We start from the raw sequence: 16156 nt of genomic DNA on the forward strand, positions 1-16156 counted from the left end.
GCTCTCCTTCAATTCGCTGCTATTAAGTTTACTTATAGAGCGGCCAAGCTGCTCCTGCTTTAACTTCGCACCGCCCTTCTCTCACGTATAGCACAATACAACACCGGCACAACCAGCGTCGTCAAAACTTCTATCGTCATCCCCCCCACCGACGGTATCGCCATCGGCACCATAATATCCGAACCCCTCCCCGTAGACGTCAGCACCGGAATAAGCGCCAAAATCGTTGTCGCCGTCGTCATCAGACAAGGCCGTATCCGCCTCTTGCCCGCCTCGATTACAGCCTCACGAACCTCCTCAACAGACTCGGTCTTACGCCTGTCGAAAGTCTGCTGCAGATACGTGCACATGACCACGCCGTCATCGGACGCAATGCCAAAGAGCGCAAGAAAACCGACCCAGATCGCCACACTCAAATTGATCGTGTGCACCTGAAACAGCTCTCTCATATTCGTCCCAAGGACAGAAAAGTCCAGAAACCAGTCCTGCCCATACAACCATATCAACATGAACCCCCCGCTCCACGCAACAATAATTCCCGAAAAAATCAGAGAAGTCACGGATACCGACTTAAATTGCATATACAATATTATAAAAATGATCAGTAGTGCCAGCGGAACCACAATACTCAGCGTCCTCTGAGCCCTTATCTGGTTCTCATAACTGCCCGCAAACGCATAACTCACCCCCGCAGGCAGCTTGAATTCACCCGCCTCGATCTTCTCCTGCAAAAACGCCTGAGCCTGCTCAACCGTATCGACTTCCGCATATCCTTCATTCTTGTCGAACAGCACATAGCTCGTCAAAAACGTATCCTCACTCTTGATCGCTTGCGGCCCGCGCACATAATCGATATCCGCAAGCTGCGTCAGCGGTATCTGCGCCCCATCGCTCGCCGGCACAAGTATCTCGCCCAGCGTTTCTATCTCATCACGCAGTTCCCGCATATACCTCACCCGAACGGGATACCGCTCCCGCCCCTCAACCGTCGTAGTGATCCGCTTACCGCCGATCGCAACCTCGATAACATCCTGCACCGTCCCGATGCTCATCCCGTACCGAGCGATCGCCTCACGATCGATATCTATCTCGATATAAGGCTTACCAACCACCCTATCCGCGATCACCGCCGACGCCTTCACAGCCGGCACTTGCTTCAGATACTTCTCCAGCTCCAGCCCCACCGCCTCGATCGTCTCCAGGTCCGGCCCCTTCACCTTGATACCCATCGGCGCACGCATACCGCTCTGCAGCATCACAAGCCTCGCCGATATTGGCTGCAGCACCGGCGCACTCGTCGTTCCAGGTATCTTACCCGCGTCCACGATCTCATCCCAGATATCGCTCGGCGACTTGATATGCTCCCGCCATTGTCTGTAAGGCCGCCCGTCCTCGTCCGGTATAAGCTCACCCTGCTCATCGCGCACGAACTCGCCCGACTCCTCGTCATACCTGAACCTGATCCTGTGCCCATCCTCATCCAGCTTATACTCAGACTTATAATTGATAACCGTCTCGATCATCGAGATAGGCGCAGGATCCAGAGGCGTATCCGCCCTGCCGATCTTACCTACCGCCGACTCAACCTCCGGAATCGCCTCGAACGCAACGTCCTGCTTCTTGATAATATCAAGCGCCTCACCGATCGAAGCATGCGGCATCGTCGTCGGCATATACAAAAACGACCCTTCATCCAGCGGCGGCATAAACTCCTTACCCAGCCCCGGAAAAGCCGCCTGCGCGTTAGTCCACAACAAACTCGTACGGAACCGCTCAGGCACAAATCCGAATACGTTCGCAAAACCAAACCACACCAGAACAGCCAAAAGTACCAGCGCCGAAGGTATCATCATAAACACCGTCTTATGCCTCAAGCACCAGCCAAGTATATAAGGATACCCCTTCTGGAACAGCTTGAAGAACACAAGCAGAGAACCGATCAGCAGACCGACAAAGACAATATTTTTCACCATCCCCTCTTCCGGCCCCAGCGGCAGCCAGTGAGTCGTCAGAATAACACCAACAAACGCAGCCGTCAAGATCGTCACCAGCAGCTCGGTATGCGACCTGATCCTCTCGGGCACATAGTCCCGCGTTCCCTGGTAGATCGCAATTGCAACTATCGCCGCTCCGATCCACCAGTTGAACATAATCCCCGCAAACACACCGCAAACACCCAGCACGATCGCCAACGACATATGCAGCACCTTGCCCGGCTTGAACCGCTTTGTGAAAAGTATATGAGCCGCCGGCGGAATTATCGTTATGGCAACCACAACCGCAGCCACCAGCGCAAAGGTCTTCGTAAACGCCAAAGGCCTGAACAGCTTACCCTCCGCACCCGTCATCGTGAACACCGGCAAAAAGCTCACTACCGTAGTCATCACCGCTGTCACAACCGCCGAAGCCACTTCGCTCGCTGCACGATAAACAACCTCGAGCGTATTCTCCCCCGGCCCGGCCCGCTCCAGATGCTTCAGTATGTTCTCGCAGATCACGATACCCATATCCACCATCGTACCGATAGCTATCGCAATACCCGAAAGCGCAACAATGTTGGCATCCACCCCGAACAGCTTCATCGCGATAAAGCACATCAGCACAGCCAAAGGCAGCAGACCGCTGATAAGCACTGAACTGCCGAAGTGCATCACCAGGATCACGACCACGATGATGGTCACCAGTATTTCTTCAGTGAGCGCACTTTCCAGCGTACCAAGCGTTTCATAGATCAACCCCGTCCGGTCATAAAACGGAACAATGGTCAGCTTGGACGTCGTCCCGTCCGCCAGCGTCTTCTCAGGCAAACCGGGCGAAATCTCCTCGATCTTCGCTTTCACGTTCTTGATAGCTTCAAGCGGATTATAGCCGTACCTGACCACTACAACGCCGCCTACCGCTTCTGCTCCGCCCTTATCCAACGCGCCGCGCCGCAGCGCAGGACCCAGCGTCACATGCCCCACCTGCTCGACCGTGATAGGCACGTTATCCGTAACCTTCACAACCGTGTCACGGATATCGTCAACGTCCTCGATAAACCCTAAACCGCGCACAACATACTCCGCGCGGTTCAGCTCGATCATCCTCGCCCCCACATCAACGTTCGAGGATTTTACTGCACTGAATATCTCCGGCAGAGTCACCCCCGCCGCTCGCATAGCGTCCGGATCCACATCGATCTGATACTCGCGAACAAAACCGCCGACCGACGCTACTTCGCTGACACCCTCGGCACTCATCAGCCCGTAACGAACAAACCAGTCCTGCACCGATCGAAGCTCGTCAAGATCCCAGCCGCCTGCCGGGTTACCTTCTTTATCACGTCCCTCGAGCGTATACCAGAACACCTGACCCAACGCAGTAGCGTCAGGCCCAAGCGCCGGTTTGACGCCCTCAGGCAACGTCCCCTCAGGCAGAGAATTGAGCTTCTCCAGCACACGACTCCGCGACCAGTAAAACTCTACGTCTTCCTCGAATATGACGTATATGCTCGAAAAGCCGAAAAAGGAAAAACTTCGCACAGTCTTCACGCCCGGCATACCAAGCAGAGAAACCGTCATCGGATACGTTATCTGGTCCTCAACATCCTGCGGTGACCGCCCTGGCCATTCGGTAAAGACTATCTGCTGATTTTCCCCAATGTCCGGTATCGCATCCACCGGAACCGGGTCGCGAGGCACCTGTGAGACTTCCCAGTCAAAAGGAGCCACCATGAAGCCCCAGCCGACCACAAATATGACCAGTAACCCAACGATCAACTTGTTCTTCAAACAGAAAAGAATTGTCTTATCTATCAAAGATGCTTTATGATCCAACCGCTCGTTCATTCGTGCTCCAATTGACTGAAAACCAATTCAAACTTCACTGACGCCCTGCTTTTATCCCTGAAACTGCGGAAGCTCATCGACATACTTCTCGGGATTTTCCTCGAACGTGTCGATGCATCCCGGACAGCAGAAATAAACGGTCTTGCCCTTATACTCTGTCGAGATGCCCTTATCTATTTCATTGCCCATGATCGGACATATCTTCTGAGCGGTCTCTTCCGACCCTGCCTCAGACTCTTCTTCCATTGCCTCATGATCATGCCCTTCATGGTTCTCGTGGTCCATTTGCTCATTTTCGACAGGCGCACTTTCACCGCCGTTCTCGCCGCACCCGCTCAGACCAATCACAACAAAACTACCAACAACCAAAACACAAATTACGATTGCCAGATTTCTCATCTTACTTGCTCCTTACAATAAAAGATTCATAACGAAATATTTGGGAAAGAAGCCGACATTCAATTTCTTCCCCTTAGTTACCAAAATCACCAGCCGCATAATTTCACAGTCCGCCGAGAATGGACCTCCAAAAAGTTCGTCGGAGGCGCGGCTGTTAAATTCTGCGGCGGCTCATCTGGTCTCTTGATGAGCAAAAAATCAAGGGTAGCTCTAATAATTGCTTTTGAGCGGCAAGTAGAAGATTTTTGCATTCCGGCAAGGAAGACAAATCAGCTTTAGTTGCAGCTAAAGCGGTTTTTGTCTGACGCCGCTCGGAATCAAAAAGATTCGCTTGACCGCCAAAATGAATTGTTAGAGGTGCCCTAAAATCTATTCTTCACCACCGCTGAACTGCGGAAGCTTATCAATATACTTCTCCGGATTTTTCTGAAACTCTTCAGGACATCCCGCACAGCAGAAATAAACCTTCTTGCCTTTGTACTCCACAAAAATATCCTTGTTGATCTTACCGCCCATCACAGGACAGATCGTCTGCTCAGTTGCTGAGTCTTCAGCTTCAGTATCTTCCTCACTGAACTGCGGAAGCTTATCCAGATACTTCTCCGGATTCTTCTGAAACTCCTCAGGACATCCCGCACAGCAGAAATAAACCTTCTTGCCTTTGTACTCCACGAAAATATCCTTGTTGATCTTACCGCCCATGACCGGGCACACGATCTGTTCACCATCGCTCTCGACTTCCAGCTTGGCTCCGTCTTTGCTGTCGGGATCATCATCGTCAGGCGACATCATGCTCGGCTTTGCCTGTATCTGCAATGCCGAATCGATCTTGAAATTACCGCTCGTAACGATCTCATCACCTGCTTCCAGACCGCTCTGAACGATATAATATTCGCCTGCCTTCGGACCCAGCACGATCTCCCTTCCTTCAAACGTGGGCTTGTCCTCACCGGGCAGCTTCAGATAAACCACCGCCCGTTTACCGGTGACCAGCACGGATGTTTCCGGAATCACCAGCGGAGCCTGCTGCTCACCTTCTGCTATCTCCATGTATCCCATAGAACCGGTCTCCACTAGATCCATTCCACAGATGTCGCAATCGCCCGCCGCCTCTTTCACAATAGACGGATGCATCGGACATATCCACTTACCCGCCATTGACGGATCCATGACCTGCCCACCCATCGAGACCTTGGGAGTAACCGTCGCACGAACGAACATCCCCGGCTTGAGCTTTCTGCCGGGATTCTGCACATTCACTCGCAGCTTAACAGTTCGCGTTTCCTCGTTAAGGATCGGGTCAATAAACGCTATCTTGCCCGTAAACACTTCCCCGGGATACGCCTCACTAGTGAAGTCGACCGTCTGACCGTACCGTATCCACATCATGTCCGACTCGTATGCGTCCAGCTTCACCCATACCTGTGACAGGTCCGCGATCGTATATATCTTCGTCCCCGTCTCGACATACATACCCTCGGTAGCGTTCTTGTGTATAACCACCCCGCCTATGGGAGCATAGATGGTAATATGTTCCGAAGGCTCGCCCGCCTTCTCGATCTCCTCAATCTGATGATTGGTAAGTCCCAGCAGCCGCAATCTCTCACGTGCGGCTGCAATGTTATTATTCGCCAGCTTACTCGCCATCTCCGAACCGTCGCTCTTGAGCTTATTCGCCGACTTGATCGCCGACAAAAGAGCCTGCTGGTCCGCCAGAAGCTCAGGACTGTAAAGTTTGACCATATGATCGCCCTTACGGACATCGATGCCCGTATAATCCACGAACAGACGATCCAGTCTCCCCGGCACCCACGCGGCAATATTCTTCACCCGTGTTTCGTCATAGTCGATCTTGCCCACCATATCGATCTCAGCCTCGACGAACTTACGCTGCACAACACTGGTCTCAACATCCATCAGCTTGACAGCCGCCTCAGAAAAACTGATCTGCCTCGGCGCACCACCATCTTCCCCGCTTTCCAGCGGTATCAGGTCCATTCCGCATATGGGACAATCCCCAGGCTCATCCTGAAGGATCTGCGGATGCATCGAACACGTCCATTGAACCTGTTCCTCCGCAGTATCCTCAGCAGCCGCATGATCAGCATGCGTTTGATCGATGGGTTTTGCAAGATAACCCAGGACAAAAACGAATCCCAGCAAGAGAATGATGCCCAGTACTTTACTAGAGTTTATAACTACGCGTTTAACTTTCATATTATATTAGACCCTTCGATTAACTCAACACCGACTAGACCAAACGTGGCAAGTGACGATGAAAATCAGTATGATTTTCAAAACAAATCAGTTTTTCACAAGCCCCTATGATAAACTCCGATTAAACAGAATGTTTAAAGAACTGAATTATTTCTTCACTTTACTTAATCCTACCGCCGGTCAGGGCTTCCAGTTCAGCTAAAGACTGTAAACTGTCTGTAATTGCCCTTTCCAGCTTCAACTGAAACTCCAGCAACTGCCTTTGAGCATCGACAAGGCTCAAAAAATCAACTTTACCGCTCATATACGCGGTTTCAGAAGCCGACACCATCTCGGTTGCCTTAGGCACCAGGATATCCTCGTACAGCTCCACCTTCCTGTTGCCGTCCTGAACCAGATAAACGGTTTTTGACGCTCTTGCGATAAGATCATTCTGCAGCTCGACCACCTGCGACTTGGCCTTGAGCATATTTGCGGTCGCCTGCCGTTCCCGCGCCCGATTGTTCTTGCCCCATATAGGCAAATTAAAAGAAACCGTCGCCATCAGCGCATCCTGACCGCTGTCCGAAACACCCGAATTTACCGCACTCCCCACATCAATCCACTCAATACCCGCTGTCACATCAGGATATGACCGCTTCCGCGCCAGAACCACCCGCTGACGCGCAACCTCAACCCCGAATCTTTGAGCAGTCAACTCGGGATTCTTTTCCTGCAGGAAAGCCAGCATCTTTTCCTCCTGCACAGCCTCCGGCTCATACTCTGCCCTCTCGGGCCACGGCAGCGCCGCATCCTCTGGTCTGTTAAGCAACGCATTCAGCTTAGCCAATATCGGCCTGCGAAGCTCCCTCAGACTCTCCAGTTCATCCGCCAGCTTGGCGTATTCAACCTGTGCCCGAATTATATCCGGATGCTCCGCTGCAGCAGCCTTGTAACGTATTCGCGCGACCTCCTCAAAATGCTCCAGCAGCTCCAGATTCTGCTCCGCGATCTCGATAGCATTGAAAAGATATGCATACTCGTAAAATGCCTGTTTGACCTTATTAAAAAGTTCCAGTTTTACAGCTTCGTATCTCTCTTTCGCAGCCTTCGCAGCCATAGCCGCAGCATCGGTCCTGGCCTCGATCACACCGAACCACGGAAAAGTCTGGCTGATACCAACCCTCTGCTTCTGCGGCCCAACACGTGTCTCTACTTCTTCGATAAAATACGTATACTTGAATTGAGGGTCCGGAAGAGCCTCTGACTGAGGCACCTGTTCAACCGCTGCGCGAAATTCCTGAAATGCCCCTTTCAGCTCCGCGTTGTGAAGCGCAGCGTACCTCAAATAGTCCCTCAAAGTACTAACTTTTACCGTCTTTTGCTCACTTTCACCCTGCTTTTGCCCAGAAACTCCCACTTTTGAAAGCACTAATACGACCACTATAAATACCCACACTGTCCTGTTCAAGCTGCTTTTCAAGGCTTATCTCCCTAAAATGTTTCACCATTTATATGCTATAAACCCACTGGCTGCGCTGGTGTCGATAACACAAAAATCCAAAATTTTCCATCCAATTATAAACCGCTAAACCATTGCTGCATAACATGTTAGCTGCTGCTGCCTACTAAGACATCAACGGCCGCCACTTCCGTCCATCTGCCTCGATCAGCCTGTCCGCGGACTCTGGCCCAGCCGTTCCAGCCGCATACTCATACAACTCACCTGCTCCAGAATCCGCCATTTTGATCACCGGATCCAGCAATTTCCACGAAAGCTCCACATCATCCTGCCGCGTAAACAGCGTCTGATCACCCACCATGCTGTCCAGCAGCAGCCTCTGATACGCCTCCGGGGCTCCGCTGCCGAACACTTTTGCATAGTCAAAATTCATGTTCAGAGTCGTCATACACACCTTCGAACCCGGCCTCTTGGCCTGAAAACTCAGTTTTATGCCCTCATCAGGCTGGATTTTCAACACTATCGTATTCGCCGGCAGCTCGTCCAATCCCACCGCCGCGAACATCGAATGAGGCACTGTCTTGAATGTGATCGCTACCTCTGTCAATCTCGCCGGCAGCCGTTTTCCGGTCCGCAGATAGAACGGCACACCTTTCCACCGCCAATTATCAACCAATAATTTCGCCGCTACATACGTATCCGTCCGCGAATCCTCTGCAACGCCTTCTTCCTGGCGATAGCCCACTACGTCCTCGCCTTCTACCTCACCAGCAGCATACTGCCCTCTAATGACTGCAGAATCAATGTTTTCATCTTCCAGAGGCCGAATGCATTTGAGCAGTTTGACCTTTTCATCGCGTATATGGTCCGCCTCAAATGAGGCCGGAGGCTCCATCGCCACCAGCGCCAGCATACCAAGCATATGATTCTGGAACATATCCCTAACTGCGCCTGCACTCTCATAATATCCTGCCCTGTGTCCTATACCCAACGACTCGGCTATGGTTATCTGAACGTGATCCACGTAGTTTCGGTTCCATACAGGTTCAAAAATTGTATTAGCAAACCGAAACATAAGAATATTCTGCACGGTTTCCTTGCCCAGATAGTGATCGATCCTGTAGACCTGAGATTCATGAAAATGCTCGCCTATACGCCTGTTGAGCTCTCTTGCGGTCTCCAGGTCGTGTCCGAACGGTTTTTCAATTACCAGCCGCGGCTGGCCGGGACATTCGCAGGATATCGGCTTCGACAGGCCGGCCTGTCCCAGGTGTTCGGCGACATCGGCATATATTTTGGGCGGCACAGAAAGGTAGAAAATATGACAGCCCCCTACCGCATATTTACCGTCCAGCTCTTTGAGTCGGGCCTTTATATCTTCGTAGAACTTGGGATCATCGTACTGGCCGGACAGATAAAACATCCGAGTAAGAAATTTTTCCGATACGTCTCTGTTCTGGGCCGTTTTCTCGACGCTCTCCCGAACGACCGAACGAAATTCCTCATCACTGAATTGCGTTCGGCCGCAACCCATAAGGTAAAATTTATCCGACAGCAGACCTCGCTCATACAAATCGTGCAGACTGCCGAACAGTTTTCGGCGGGCAAGATCTCCCGAAGCACCAAACACTACAAGGCCGTACGGCTGGCCGGGTATTTCCGCACAAGCCATTTCCTGGTTGTCCACCGTCGGCTGCACCTCAGGCATTTTCCGGTTCCTTTCCCGCTAATTCATCGATTGCTTTTCTGAAAACCTCCATGTCCGTGACGGGCTCACGGCATGCTTTACCAATGCAAATATATGCCGTGGTGCTGTTGTCCTTTGTTTCGACTTCACTTTCAACCTTCCACCAGGTTCGAGGCAGAAACCTTTCGTTGACTGCATCGAGCATTTCCGTGACCTCGGGCCCCTGCTCGCCGGGTGCTATTCGAATCGAACTGACGGGGCCGAGTCTGTAGTCAAGTCCTGTGAGCATATCTGCAAGTGATGTCGGGACGGTTTCAAATCTGCCCGAAAAGGCCTTGAGCAACTGCTCCGCTCGATCCATGAAATCCTGTCTGTCCGCAAGGCAGGCCGCTCTTAGCAGAACCTCTGCAGCAATAGAATTGCCGCTGGGCAGGGCGCCGTCGTAGTCAGGCTTGAATCTCATTAAAGGCGAATCGCTCTGCTCGTCCGTCAGATAGAAGCTGCCGTCCTGGGCCTGGAACTTGTCAAGCATTTCCTCGATCAGTTCAACGGTCCTGTCCTGCCATTCGGGGCTGATATCCGCCAGATTAATATCAAGCAGACCCCGTGCGAGGAATGCATAATCCTCCAGCGTGCCGCGTCCTATCTTTGCCCCCTCGAAGCTGTGCCGTCGCAACTGTGTGCCCTCCGCCAGATCGTCAAGCAGGTAGATCGCCGCCCGTCTTGCTGCGTCGAGGTAATTCTCATTACCGAGAACTCTGCCGCCTGCGGCGAAAGCCGAGATCGCAAGGCCGTTCCATGCGGTTATGACTTTTTCATCTCTGGCTGGCCTTGTCCTTGTCTTTCTGGCCTGGAACAACTTTTTCTTCGCCGAATATATAAGTTTTTCATAGTCAGCTTCACTGATTTCGTGTCTCGGGGCGACTTCGGAAACATCCCCGCTAATTGAAAGTGTGGACGGCTGGTCAGAGATGCCGAAATAATCGCAAACTATATCAGCCGTCTTGCCATCAAGCACGTCAGCCACTTCTTCTCTGGTCCAGAGATAGAATTTGCCTTCAACACCTTCACTGTCGGCGTCTTCGGCGGAATAGAATCCACCCTGCGGTGACTGCATGTCCCTGATGAGGTAATCCAGCGTTTCGCGTGCTGCGTCTGCGTAGAATTGCTCGCCGGTAATCTGATAGAACTGCAGATATATTTTTGCGAGGAGGGCCTGGTCGTAAAGCATCTTTTCGTAGTGCGGGATCTGCCATTTCGCATCGGTGGCATACCTGTGAAACCCGCCGCCTAGTTGGTCATAGATGCCGCCTTGAGCCATCTTATTGAGAGTTTGACCCACCATCGATAATGCATCCTGATTTCCTGTCCGGTACCAATAGATGAGCAGGAACGACAGATTACCGGGCTGGGGGAACTTTGGAGCAGCATTAAAACCGCCGTTTTTCCTGTCAAAATTCGTATGCAGCTCCTTAAACGCCATATCGAGCATTTGATCGCTCAGGTCGGTTTTGGCGGGTGTATTGGCAAGCTGACTGATAAGCAGATTCGTAAATCTGCCGGCTGATGTGATCAATTCTTCACGACGGTTATTCCAGGCCTCTACAAGGGCGAGCAGCACCCTGTCAAAACCCGCGTGACCTCCTGCATCGCGCGGGGGGAAGTATGTTCCACCGTAGAATGGCTGCTTGTCAGGCGTGAGGAATACAGACAGGGGCCAACCACCGCCGCCCGTCATCGCCTGAACTGCCTGCATGTAGATACTGTCGACATCGGGGCGTTCCTCACGGTCAACCTTGATCGAAACGAAGTGCGTATTGAGTATGGATGCGATCTCGGGATCGCTGAAGCTTTCCTGGGCCATGACATGACACCAGTGGCAGGAAGAATATCCGACAGACAAAAATACAGGCTTATCTTCGTCGACGGCTTTTTTGAACGCGTCCTCGCCCCACTGATACCATTCGACGGGATTTTCGGCATGTGATCTCAGGTAAGGACTGGATGCTTCGGCGAGGCGATATCCTCCCTTTTTGACAGTATTATCAGCACTGGACTTCATAGTTGTAACCTCCACTAGTCTTTCAAACAAAAGCTGTAATCAGAAGCAAAACAACGCAGCTAACTTAGTTTTTACGCACCAAACAGCTACCAGCACGCAAAAAAGACGAGAAGTCATCCCGTTAAGCCGAATTTGGGAAAACAACCCTTATGAGCTCATCGGGCTCAAGCCGCCATGCGGAACCTTTGCCCTCGTAAAAGCCGTGCTCTTCGATCAGATGAATATTGAGGTCCGACCACTGGATAGTTTGGCCGGTGCGTTTGTTTCTGACTGCTGTGATCCTCTTTGCGAATCTGCCGCTGTGTGGCCAGGGGCAGACGAGTATGCCCTTCGCCTCGTCGACCATGACCTCGAGCTCGCCTTCAACCTCAGCCAGCATGCCCAGGCGGGCGATGCCTGCTTCGGTCAATTCGCGCATACGTTTGGCTATCTGTTTATGCGTTTTATTATGGTGCTCAACTGCTGCTGCATCGGTGTCCAGTATCTCGGTGAGGTCACGAGGGTCATCGCCCAGAAATCCACCAGCGACAAGCTTTGAGGACCGCAGGACGCTTTCAAGCTTTTCCATGTCAGGCGATTTCTTCACAGCATTCCCCTATGCGAATTTATCGTAGAATATCTTATCCTCAGCCATTCCCAGTTCGCCGAGCACCTTGACGGATGCGTCGATCATGCCCGGACTGCCGCACAGGTAAGCTTCGCATTCGGCGGCGTTCGAGACATTGCGTCGGACCGCATCGGTGACTAGCCCGGTCTCTCCGTCCCACTGCTCGTCCTCTTCGGGACTTGCTACCACTGGGACGAACTTGAAATTTGCGAGTTCCTGCTCGAACTGTTTCATCTCGTCCAGAAGGAACAGTTCTTTGACCTTGTTGGCCCCGAAGAAGTAGGTAGCGGGCCTTTGTATATCCATGTTCTTCATGTGGTGCAGAATGCATTTGATCGGGGCCATGCCCGAACCGCCGGCGATAAAGATCGCTGGTGCATCGGTATCGCTGAGGTGAAACTCGCCGTGAGGGCCGTTCATGGTGATTTCATCATCCAGACCGATATATTCGAACAGCCAGGTAGTACAGATCCCGCCGGGCACGAGCCTTACTATGGTTTCGACGGCGTTTTTGTCAGCAGGATCCGAGGAAATGGAATATGCACGATATACTTCTTCGATGCCGGACTTGTATGAGGGCGTCTTTAGCTGGATGTATTGGCCGGGGGTGAAATCAATTCTGTCGGGTTCGACCAGTTCGAATCTGAACTGCTTGATATCGTGGGTGAGGTCCTTGATTTCGGCGATTTTTGCAGTGAATTCGCTAACCGAGAGCAGCTCCTTCGGAACAAGTATGCTGAGGTTGTTTCGCACCTTGACCTGGCAGGCGAGTCGATAGTCGTTCTCTATTTCGTCTTTCTCTAAAAACGGCAATTCTGTCGGCATGAGATGTCCTGCGCCTTCGGGGACCTTGAGCTTGCACAGGCCGCAGGTACCTCGTCCGCCGCAGGCACTGGGAACGAAAAGTTTCTGATCGGTGAGGACGCTGAGCAGCGACTTGCCGCCCTGGACCTTTATCTCTTCTTCGCCGTTTACATCTATTGTGCATTCGCCGTAGTTGCCGACTGTCTTTTCAGATATCACCAGCAGAAGCGCAAGTCCGGCTCCTATGCTGCTGACTGCCAATACTGAAAGCACAACGGTCATCATTTTAGCTCAACACCCCCGTAAAACCGATAAACGCCAGTGCCATCAGTCCCGCGATGATCAGGGTTATGCCCGGTCCCTGGAGGCCCTCGGGTACGTTTGCGGTGTTCATTCGCTGCCGTATGCCCGCCATTGCCAGGATCGCCAGCAGCCAGCCGATTCCGCTGCCGAAGCCGTACGCGATGGTGACGATGAACGAATAATCACGAATAACCATGAACAGCGAAACGCCGAGGATGGCGCAGTTTACGGTGATCAGCGGCAGGAATATGCCAAGATTGGCGTAGAGAACGGGTGAGAAACGCTCGATGACCATCTCGACAAACTGCACGAAGGCAGCGATGACGATGATGAACATTATAAAGCGGAAAAATTCCAGTTCTAGAGGCACAAGCACATAATGATAAGCGACCCAGTTCAGCAGTGATGTGCAGGTCATCACGAATATGACGGCAAAGCCCAGGCCCATGGCGGTCTTGACCTCACGTGAAACGGACGTGAACGGGCACATACCGAGAAAATATACGAGCAGTATGTTGTTGGTGAAAATGGCTGCGAAACCGACCGTCAGTGCTGTTCGTAATTCTTCCATGGTTATTTAGCCTCCTCTCTGGGCTTGAACGACCTGCAGAGCCAGATGGTGCACGCCAGAGCGAAGAAGGCTCCGGGGGGCATGACCATGATGGTCCACTTGTCCCAGATGGTCGAAAAGTACGGCATCGGATAGCCCAGGATGCTTCCCATGCCCAGGAGCTCGCGGCTGGTTGCAATGACCAGCAGCAGCATGGAATAGCCGACGCCGTTGGAAAAGCCGTCGACGATGGAGGGCCATATCGGGTTCGAGCGTGCGAAGCCTTCGCAGCGCCCCATGATGATGCAGTTCGTGATGATCAGGCCGACATAGGGGCCGAGGTTTTCGCTCATTTCGGGCCAGTAGCCCTTGAGGATCACATCGACGATGATGACGTAGAAAGCTATAATGAGCGTCTGCACCATCATTCGGATGCTGTGGGGAGTCACCTTGCGGAGAGCGGAAACGGTCAGGGCGCTGAACGTCAGTACGAGAGTCAGCGAAACGCACATAACGAGGGTGTTCATGACGACATTGGTGACGGCAAGGGTGCTGCAAATTCCGAGGATCTGCCGGAAGACCGGGTTGTTGTACCACAGACCCTGGACCATGATGCCGCCGGTTGTTTTTGCCTGCTCTCCGTTAGTCATGACTTATCCGTTTCTGTTGATCCGCCCTTCCACTGCTGTATGTCTTCGTTGATGAGTACTTCGAGACGTTTGACCGTCTGGGTTGCGCCTGTTATGGCCTCGACCTCGTTCTGATCGAGCTCGGAGCCGTATGGCTCTATCTGCAAAGGTTTGCCCTGTTGAGCTATGACCTTGCCCTGGAACTGCCGGCGCCAATCCTCTTCCATGATCTTGCCGCCGAGACCAGGGGTTTCGTTCTGCTCGTAAAAAGCTATGCCGGTGATGGTTTTGCGGTCCTTTTCGAAACCGATCACGCCTCTGATCGGCGCCCAGAATCCTTTGCCCGCGACAGGCAGTGCGTAGCCTTTTGTTTCACCGTCCTCCACCAATTCGTAAGAGCCGTCTTCTTTGGGTCCCTGCATCAGTTCGACGAATTTATCGTGTACCTGCTGACGTTTGAGGTCGCCGTTTCTTGCGACGGCTTCGAGCACTGCACGCTCGAAGGCTATCTGTTCGTTCGCTTCGACCCGCTCTTGGGTAGAGAAAGTGAAGCCGATAAGTACGGAGCTGAAAAAGGCAGTCACGATGAACATGTATACAACGGGATACCAGACTTTATTGGTCATGACTCACCCCCTGCCGCTGCGAGTTTGGCTTTCTTGCGTTTGCCGTAACTTTTGACGCCGTAGTCGATGATCGGGGCGAACATATTGCCGAGAAGGATCGAGAACATCAGGCCGCCGTTGAAGATGGAGAAGTTGCGTATGACCGTGGTGCACAGGGCGATGATGATGCCGTAGTATATTCGGCCCCAGTTTGTGCGGGGCGAGCTGACGGGGTCGGTCGCCATGTAGAATGCGCCGAAAAGGAAACCGCCGCCCAGCAGAGCCGTCCATGCGTAATCCATGTTCACGACGCCGGCGGAGGCGAGTATCTGGTTGAGGACGGCGTAGCTTATGACTACAGAGAGGATGGTCGTTCTGCTTGCTGTTTTGGTATAATAGAGATAGAGGCCGCCGATTAGTATGAGCATTGCCGAGGTGACGCCTGCGCTGCCGCTGATGCCGCCGAAGAACAGATCGAACGCAGCGGGTATGTCGCCGCCGGCTTTCATGGCCGCCATAGGTGTGACGGAGGTGATAGCGTCGGTGTTCGTTCCTGTGCTCCATTGGCCTAGTGCACCCCAGCCGCCGAGCGGTGCTGACGGGGGCCATTTTGCGGTCAGAGCGACGGGGAAAGAGATATAGACAAAACATCTGCCGGCAAGTGCGGGATTGAAGAAGTTCTTGCCGAATCCTCCGAAGACTTCCTTGGAGAACATGATCGCGAAGCTAACCCCGATAATCTGTACGTGCCATGGCGTGTGCGGGGGGATGACGAGTGAGAACAGCACGGCCGTTACGAAGGCAGCCTCTGTGACGGGCTGGCCCCGCTTTCGGCAGAACAGGTGTTCGACTATGAAGGCAGTTAAACAGCAGACAAGGAGCGAAACGAGGGAACGCCATCCAAAGAAATAGACGGCACCGATCGCGGGTGGAATACTTGCGATCAGGACCCTTCGCATCGCAACCTGTCTGCGTAAAATACTGCTGTACTTAATCATCGAAGAAGATTGGTTTAGATCCGTATC

The 16156-nt window shown here is 52.6% G+C and carries 12 protein-coding genes; all 12 read right to left on the minus strand.

Annotation, left to right across the window (positions count from 1 at the left end):
* Positions 1-59: 59 nt before the first annotated feature.
* Entirely contained in the window at positions 60-3827 is a 3768-nt protein-coding gene (locus tag STSP2_RS12870) for an efflux RND transporter permease subunit (RefSeq protein ID WP_146663163.1), read from the minus strand.
* Between the two features lie 51 nt (positions 3828-3878).
* A complete protein-coding gene (locus STSP2_RS17525) occupies positions 3879-4226 on the minus strand; it encodes a YHS domain-containing protein (protein ID WP_205847898.1) in 348 nt (115 codons plus the stop codon).
* Between the two features lie 369 nt (positions 4227-4595).
* Positions 4596-6443 (minus strand): efflux RND transporter periplasmic adaptor subunit, encoded by a 1848-nt coding sequence (locus STSP2_RS12880; RefSeq protein ID WP_146663164.1) that lies wholly within the window; start codon positions 6441-6443, stop codon positions 4596-4598.
* 160 nt (positions 6444-6603) lie between these two features.
* Entirely contained in the window at positions 6604-7905 is a 1302-nt protein-coding gene (locus STSP2_RS12885) for a TolC family protein (RefSeq protein WP_146663165.1), read from the minus strand.
* 145 nt (positions 7906-8050) lie between these two features.
* Complete coding sequence (zwf, locus tag STSP2_RS12890) at positions 8051-9592, minus strand: glucose-6-phosphate dehydrogenase (RefSeq protein WP_205847899.1); 1542 nt, start codon at positions 9590-9592, stop codon at positions 8051-8053.
* Positions 9585-11633, minus strand: a complete 2049-nt coding sequence (locus tag STSP2_RS12895) for a thioredoxin domain-containing protein (protein WP_146663166.1) — start codon at positions 11631-11633, stop codon at positions 9585-9587. Before STSP2_RS12895 ends, zwf begins: the two co-directional genes overlap by 8 nt.
* 121 nt (positions 11634-11754) lie before the next feature.
* Positions 11755-12219 (minus strand): hypothetical protein, encoded by a 465-nt coding sequence (locus STSP2_RS12900; protein WP_146663167.1) that lies wholly within the window; start codon positions 12217-12219, stop codon positions 11755-11757.
* 9 nt (positions 12220-12228) lie between these two features.
* Positions 12229-13329: an NADH:ubiquinone reductase (Na(+)-transporting) subunit F gene (locus STSP2_RS12905; RefSeq protein WP_146663168.1), complete on the minus strand. Its 1101-nt coding sequence runs from the start codon at positions 13327-13329 to the stop codon at positions 12229-12231.
* Between the two features lies 1 nt (position 13330).
* Positions 13331-13918: an NADH:ubiquinone reductase (Na(+)-transporting) subunit E gene (locus tag STSP2_RS12910; protein WP_146663169.1), complete on the minus strand. Its 588-nt coding sequence runs from the start codon at positions 13916-13918 to the stop codon at positions 13331-13333.
* A 2-nt stretch (positions 13919-13920) separates the two neighbouring features.
* Complete coding sequence (locus tag STSP2_RS12915; RefSeq protein ID WP_146663170.1) at positions 13921-14547, minus strand: Rnf-Nqr domain containing protein; 627 nt, start codon at positions 14545-14547, stop codon at positions 13921-13923.
* A complete protein-coding gene (locus tag STSP2_RS12920; RefSeq protein WP_146663171.1) occupies positions 14544-15152 on the minus strand; it encodes an RnfABCDGE type electron transport complex subunit G in 609 nt (202 codons plus the stop codon). Before STSP2_RS12920 ends, STSP2_RS12915 begins: the two co-directional genes overlap by 4 nt.
* Positions 15149-16129 (minus strand): RnfABCDGE type electron transport complex subunit D, encoded by a 981-nt coding sequence (locus STSP2_RS12925; RefSeq protein WP_146663172.1) that lies wholly within the window; start codon positions 16127-16129, stop codon positions 15149-15151. Before STSP2_RS12925 ends, STSP2_RS12920 begins: the two co-directional genes overlap by 4 nt.
* Between the last annotated feature and the right edge of the window lie 27 nt (positions 16130-16156).

Origin of the sequence: Anaerohalosphaera lusitana (genome assembly GCF_002007645.1) — a bacterium.
In the GTDB taxonomy this organism is placed as follows: domain Bacteria; phylum Planctomycetota; class Phycisphaerae; order Sedimentisphaerales; family Anaerohalosphaeraceae; genus Anaerohalosphaera; species Anaerohalosphaera lusitana.

Excerpts from the sequence above, each read along its gene's own strand:
- STSP2_RS12870 (WP_146663163.1), bottom strand. The coding sequence starts at position 3,827 with ATGAACGAGCGGTTGGATCATAAAGCATCTTTGATAGATAAGACAATT.
- STSP2_RS17525 (WP_205847898.1), bottom strand. The coding sequence starts at position 4,226 with ATGAGAAATCTGGCAATCGTAATTTGTGTTTTGGTTGTTGGTAGTTTT.
- STSP2_RS12880 (WP_146663164.1), bottom strand. The coding sequence starts at position 6,443 with ATGAAAGTTAAACGCGTAGTTATAAACTCTAGTAAAGTACTGGGCATC.
- zwf (WP_205847899.1), bottom strand. The coding sequence starts at position 9,592 with ATGCCTGAGGTGCAGCCGACGGTGGACAACCAGGAAATGGCTTGTGCG.
- STSP2_RS12895 (WP_146663166.1), bottom strand. The coding sequence starts at position 11,633 with ATGAAGTCCAGTGCTGATAATACTGTCAAAAAGGGAGGATATCGCCTC.
- STSP2_RS12905 (WP_146663168.1), bottom strand. The coding sequence starts at position 13,329 with ATGATGACCGTTGTGCTTTCAGTATTGGCAGTCAGCAGCATAGGAGCC.
- STSP2_RS12910 (WP_146663169.1), bottom strand. The coding sequence starts at position 13,918 with ATGGAAGAATTACGAACAGCACTGACGGTCGGTTTCGCAGCCATTTTC.
- STSP2_RS12915 (WP_146663170.1), bottom strand. The coding sequence starts at position 14,547 with ATGACTAACGGAGAGCAGGCAAAAACAACCGGCGGCATCATGGTCCAG.
- STSP2_RS12920 (WP_146663171.1), bottom strand. The coding sequence starts at position 15,152 with ATGACCAATAAAGTCTGGTATCCCGTTGTATACATGTTCATCGTGACT.
- STSP2_RS12925 (WP_146663172.1), bottom strand. The coding sequence starts at position 16,129 with ATGATTAAGTACAGCAGTATTTTACGCAGACAGGTTGCGATGCGAAGG.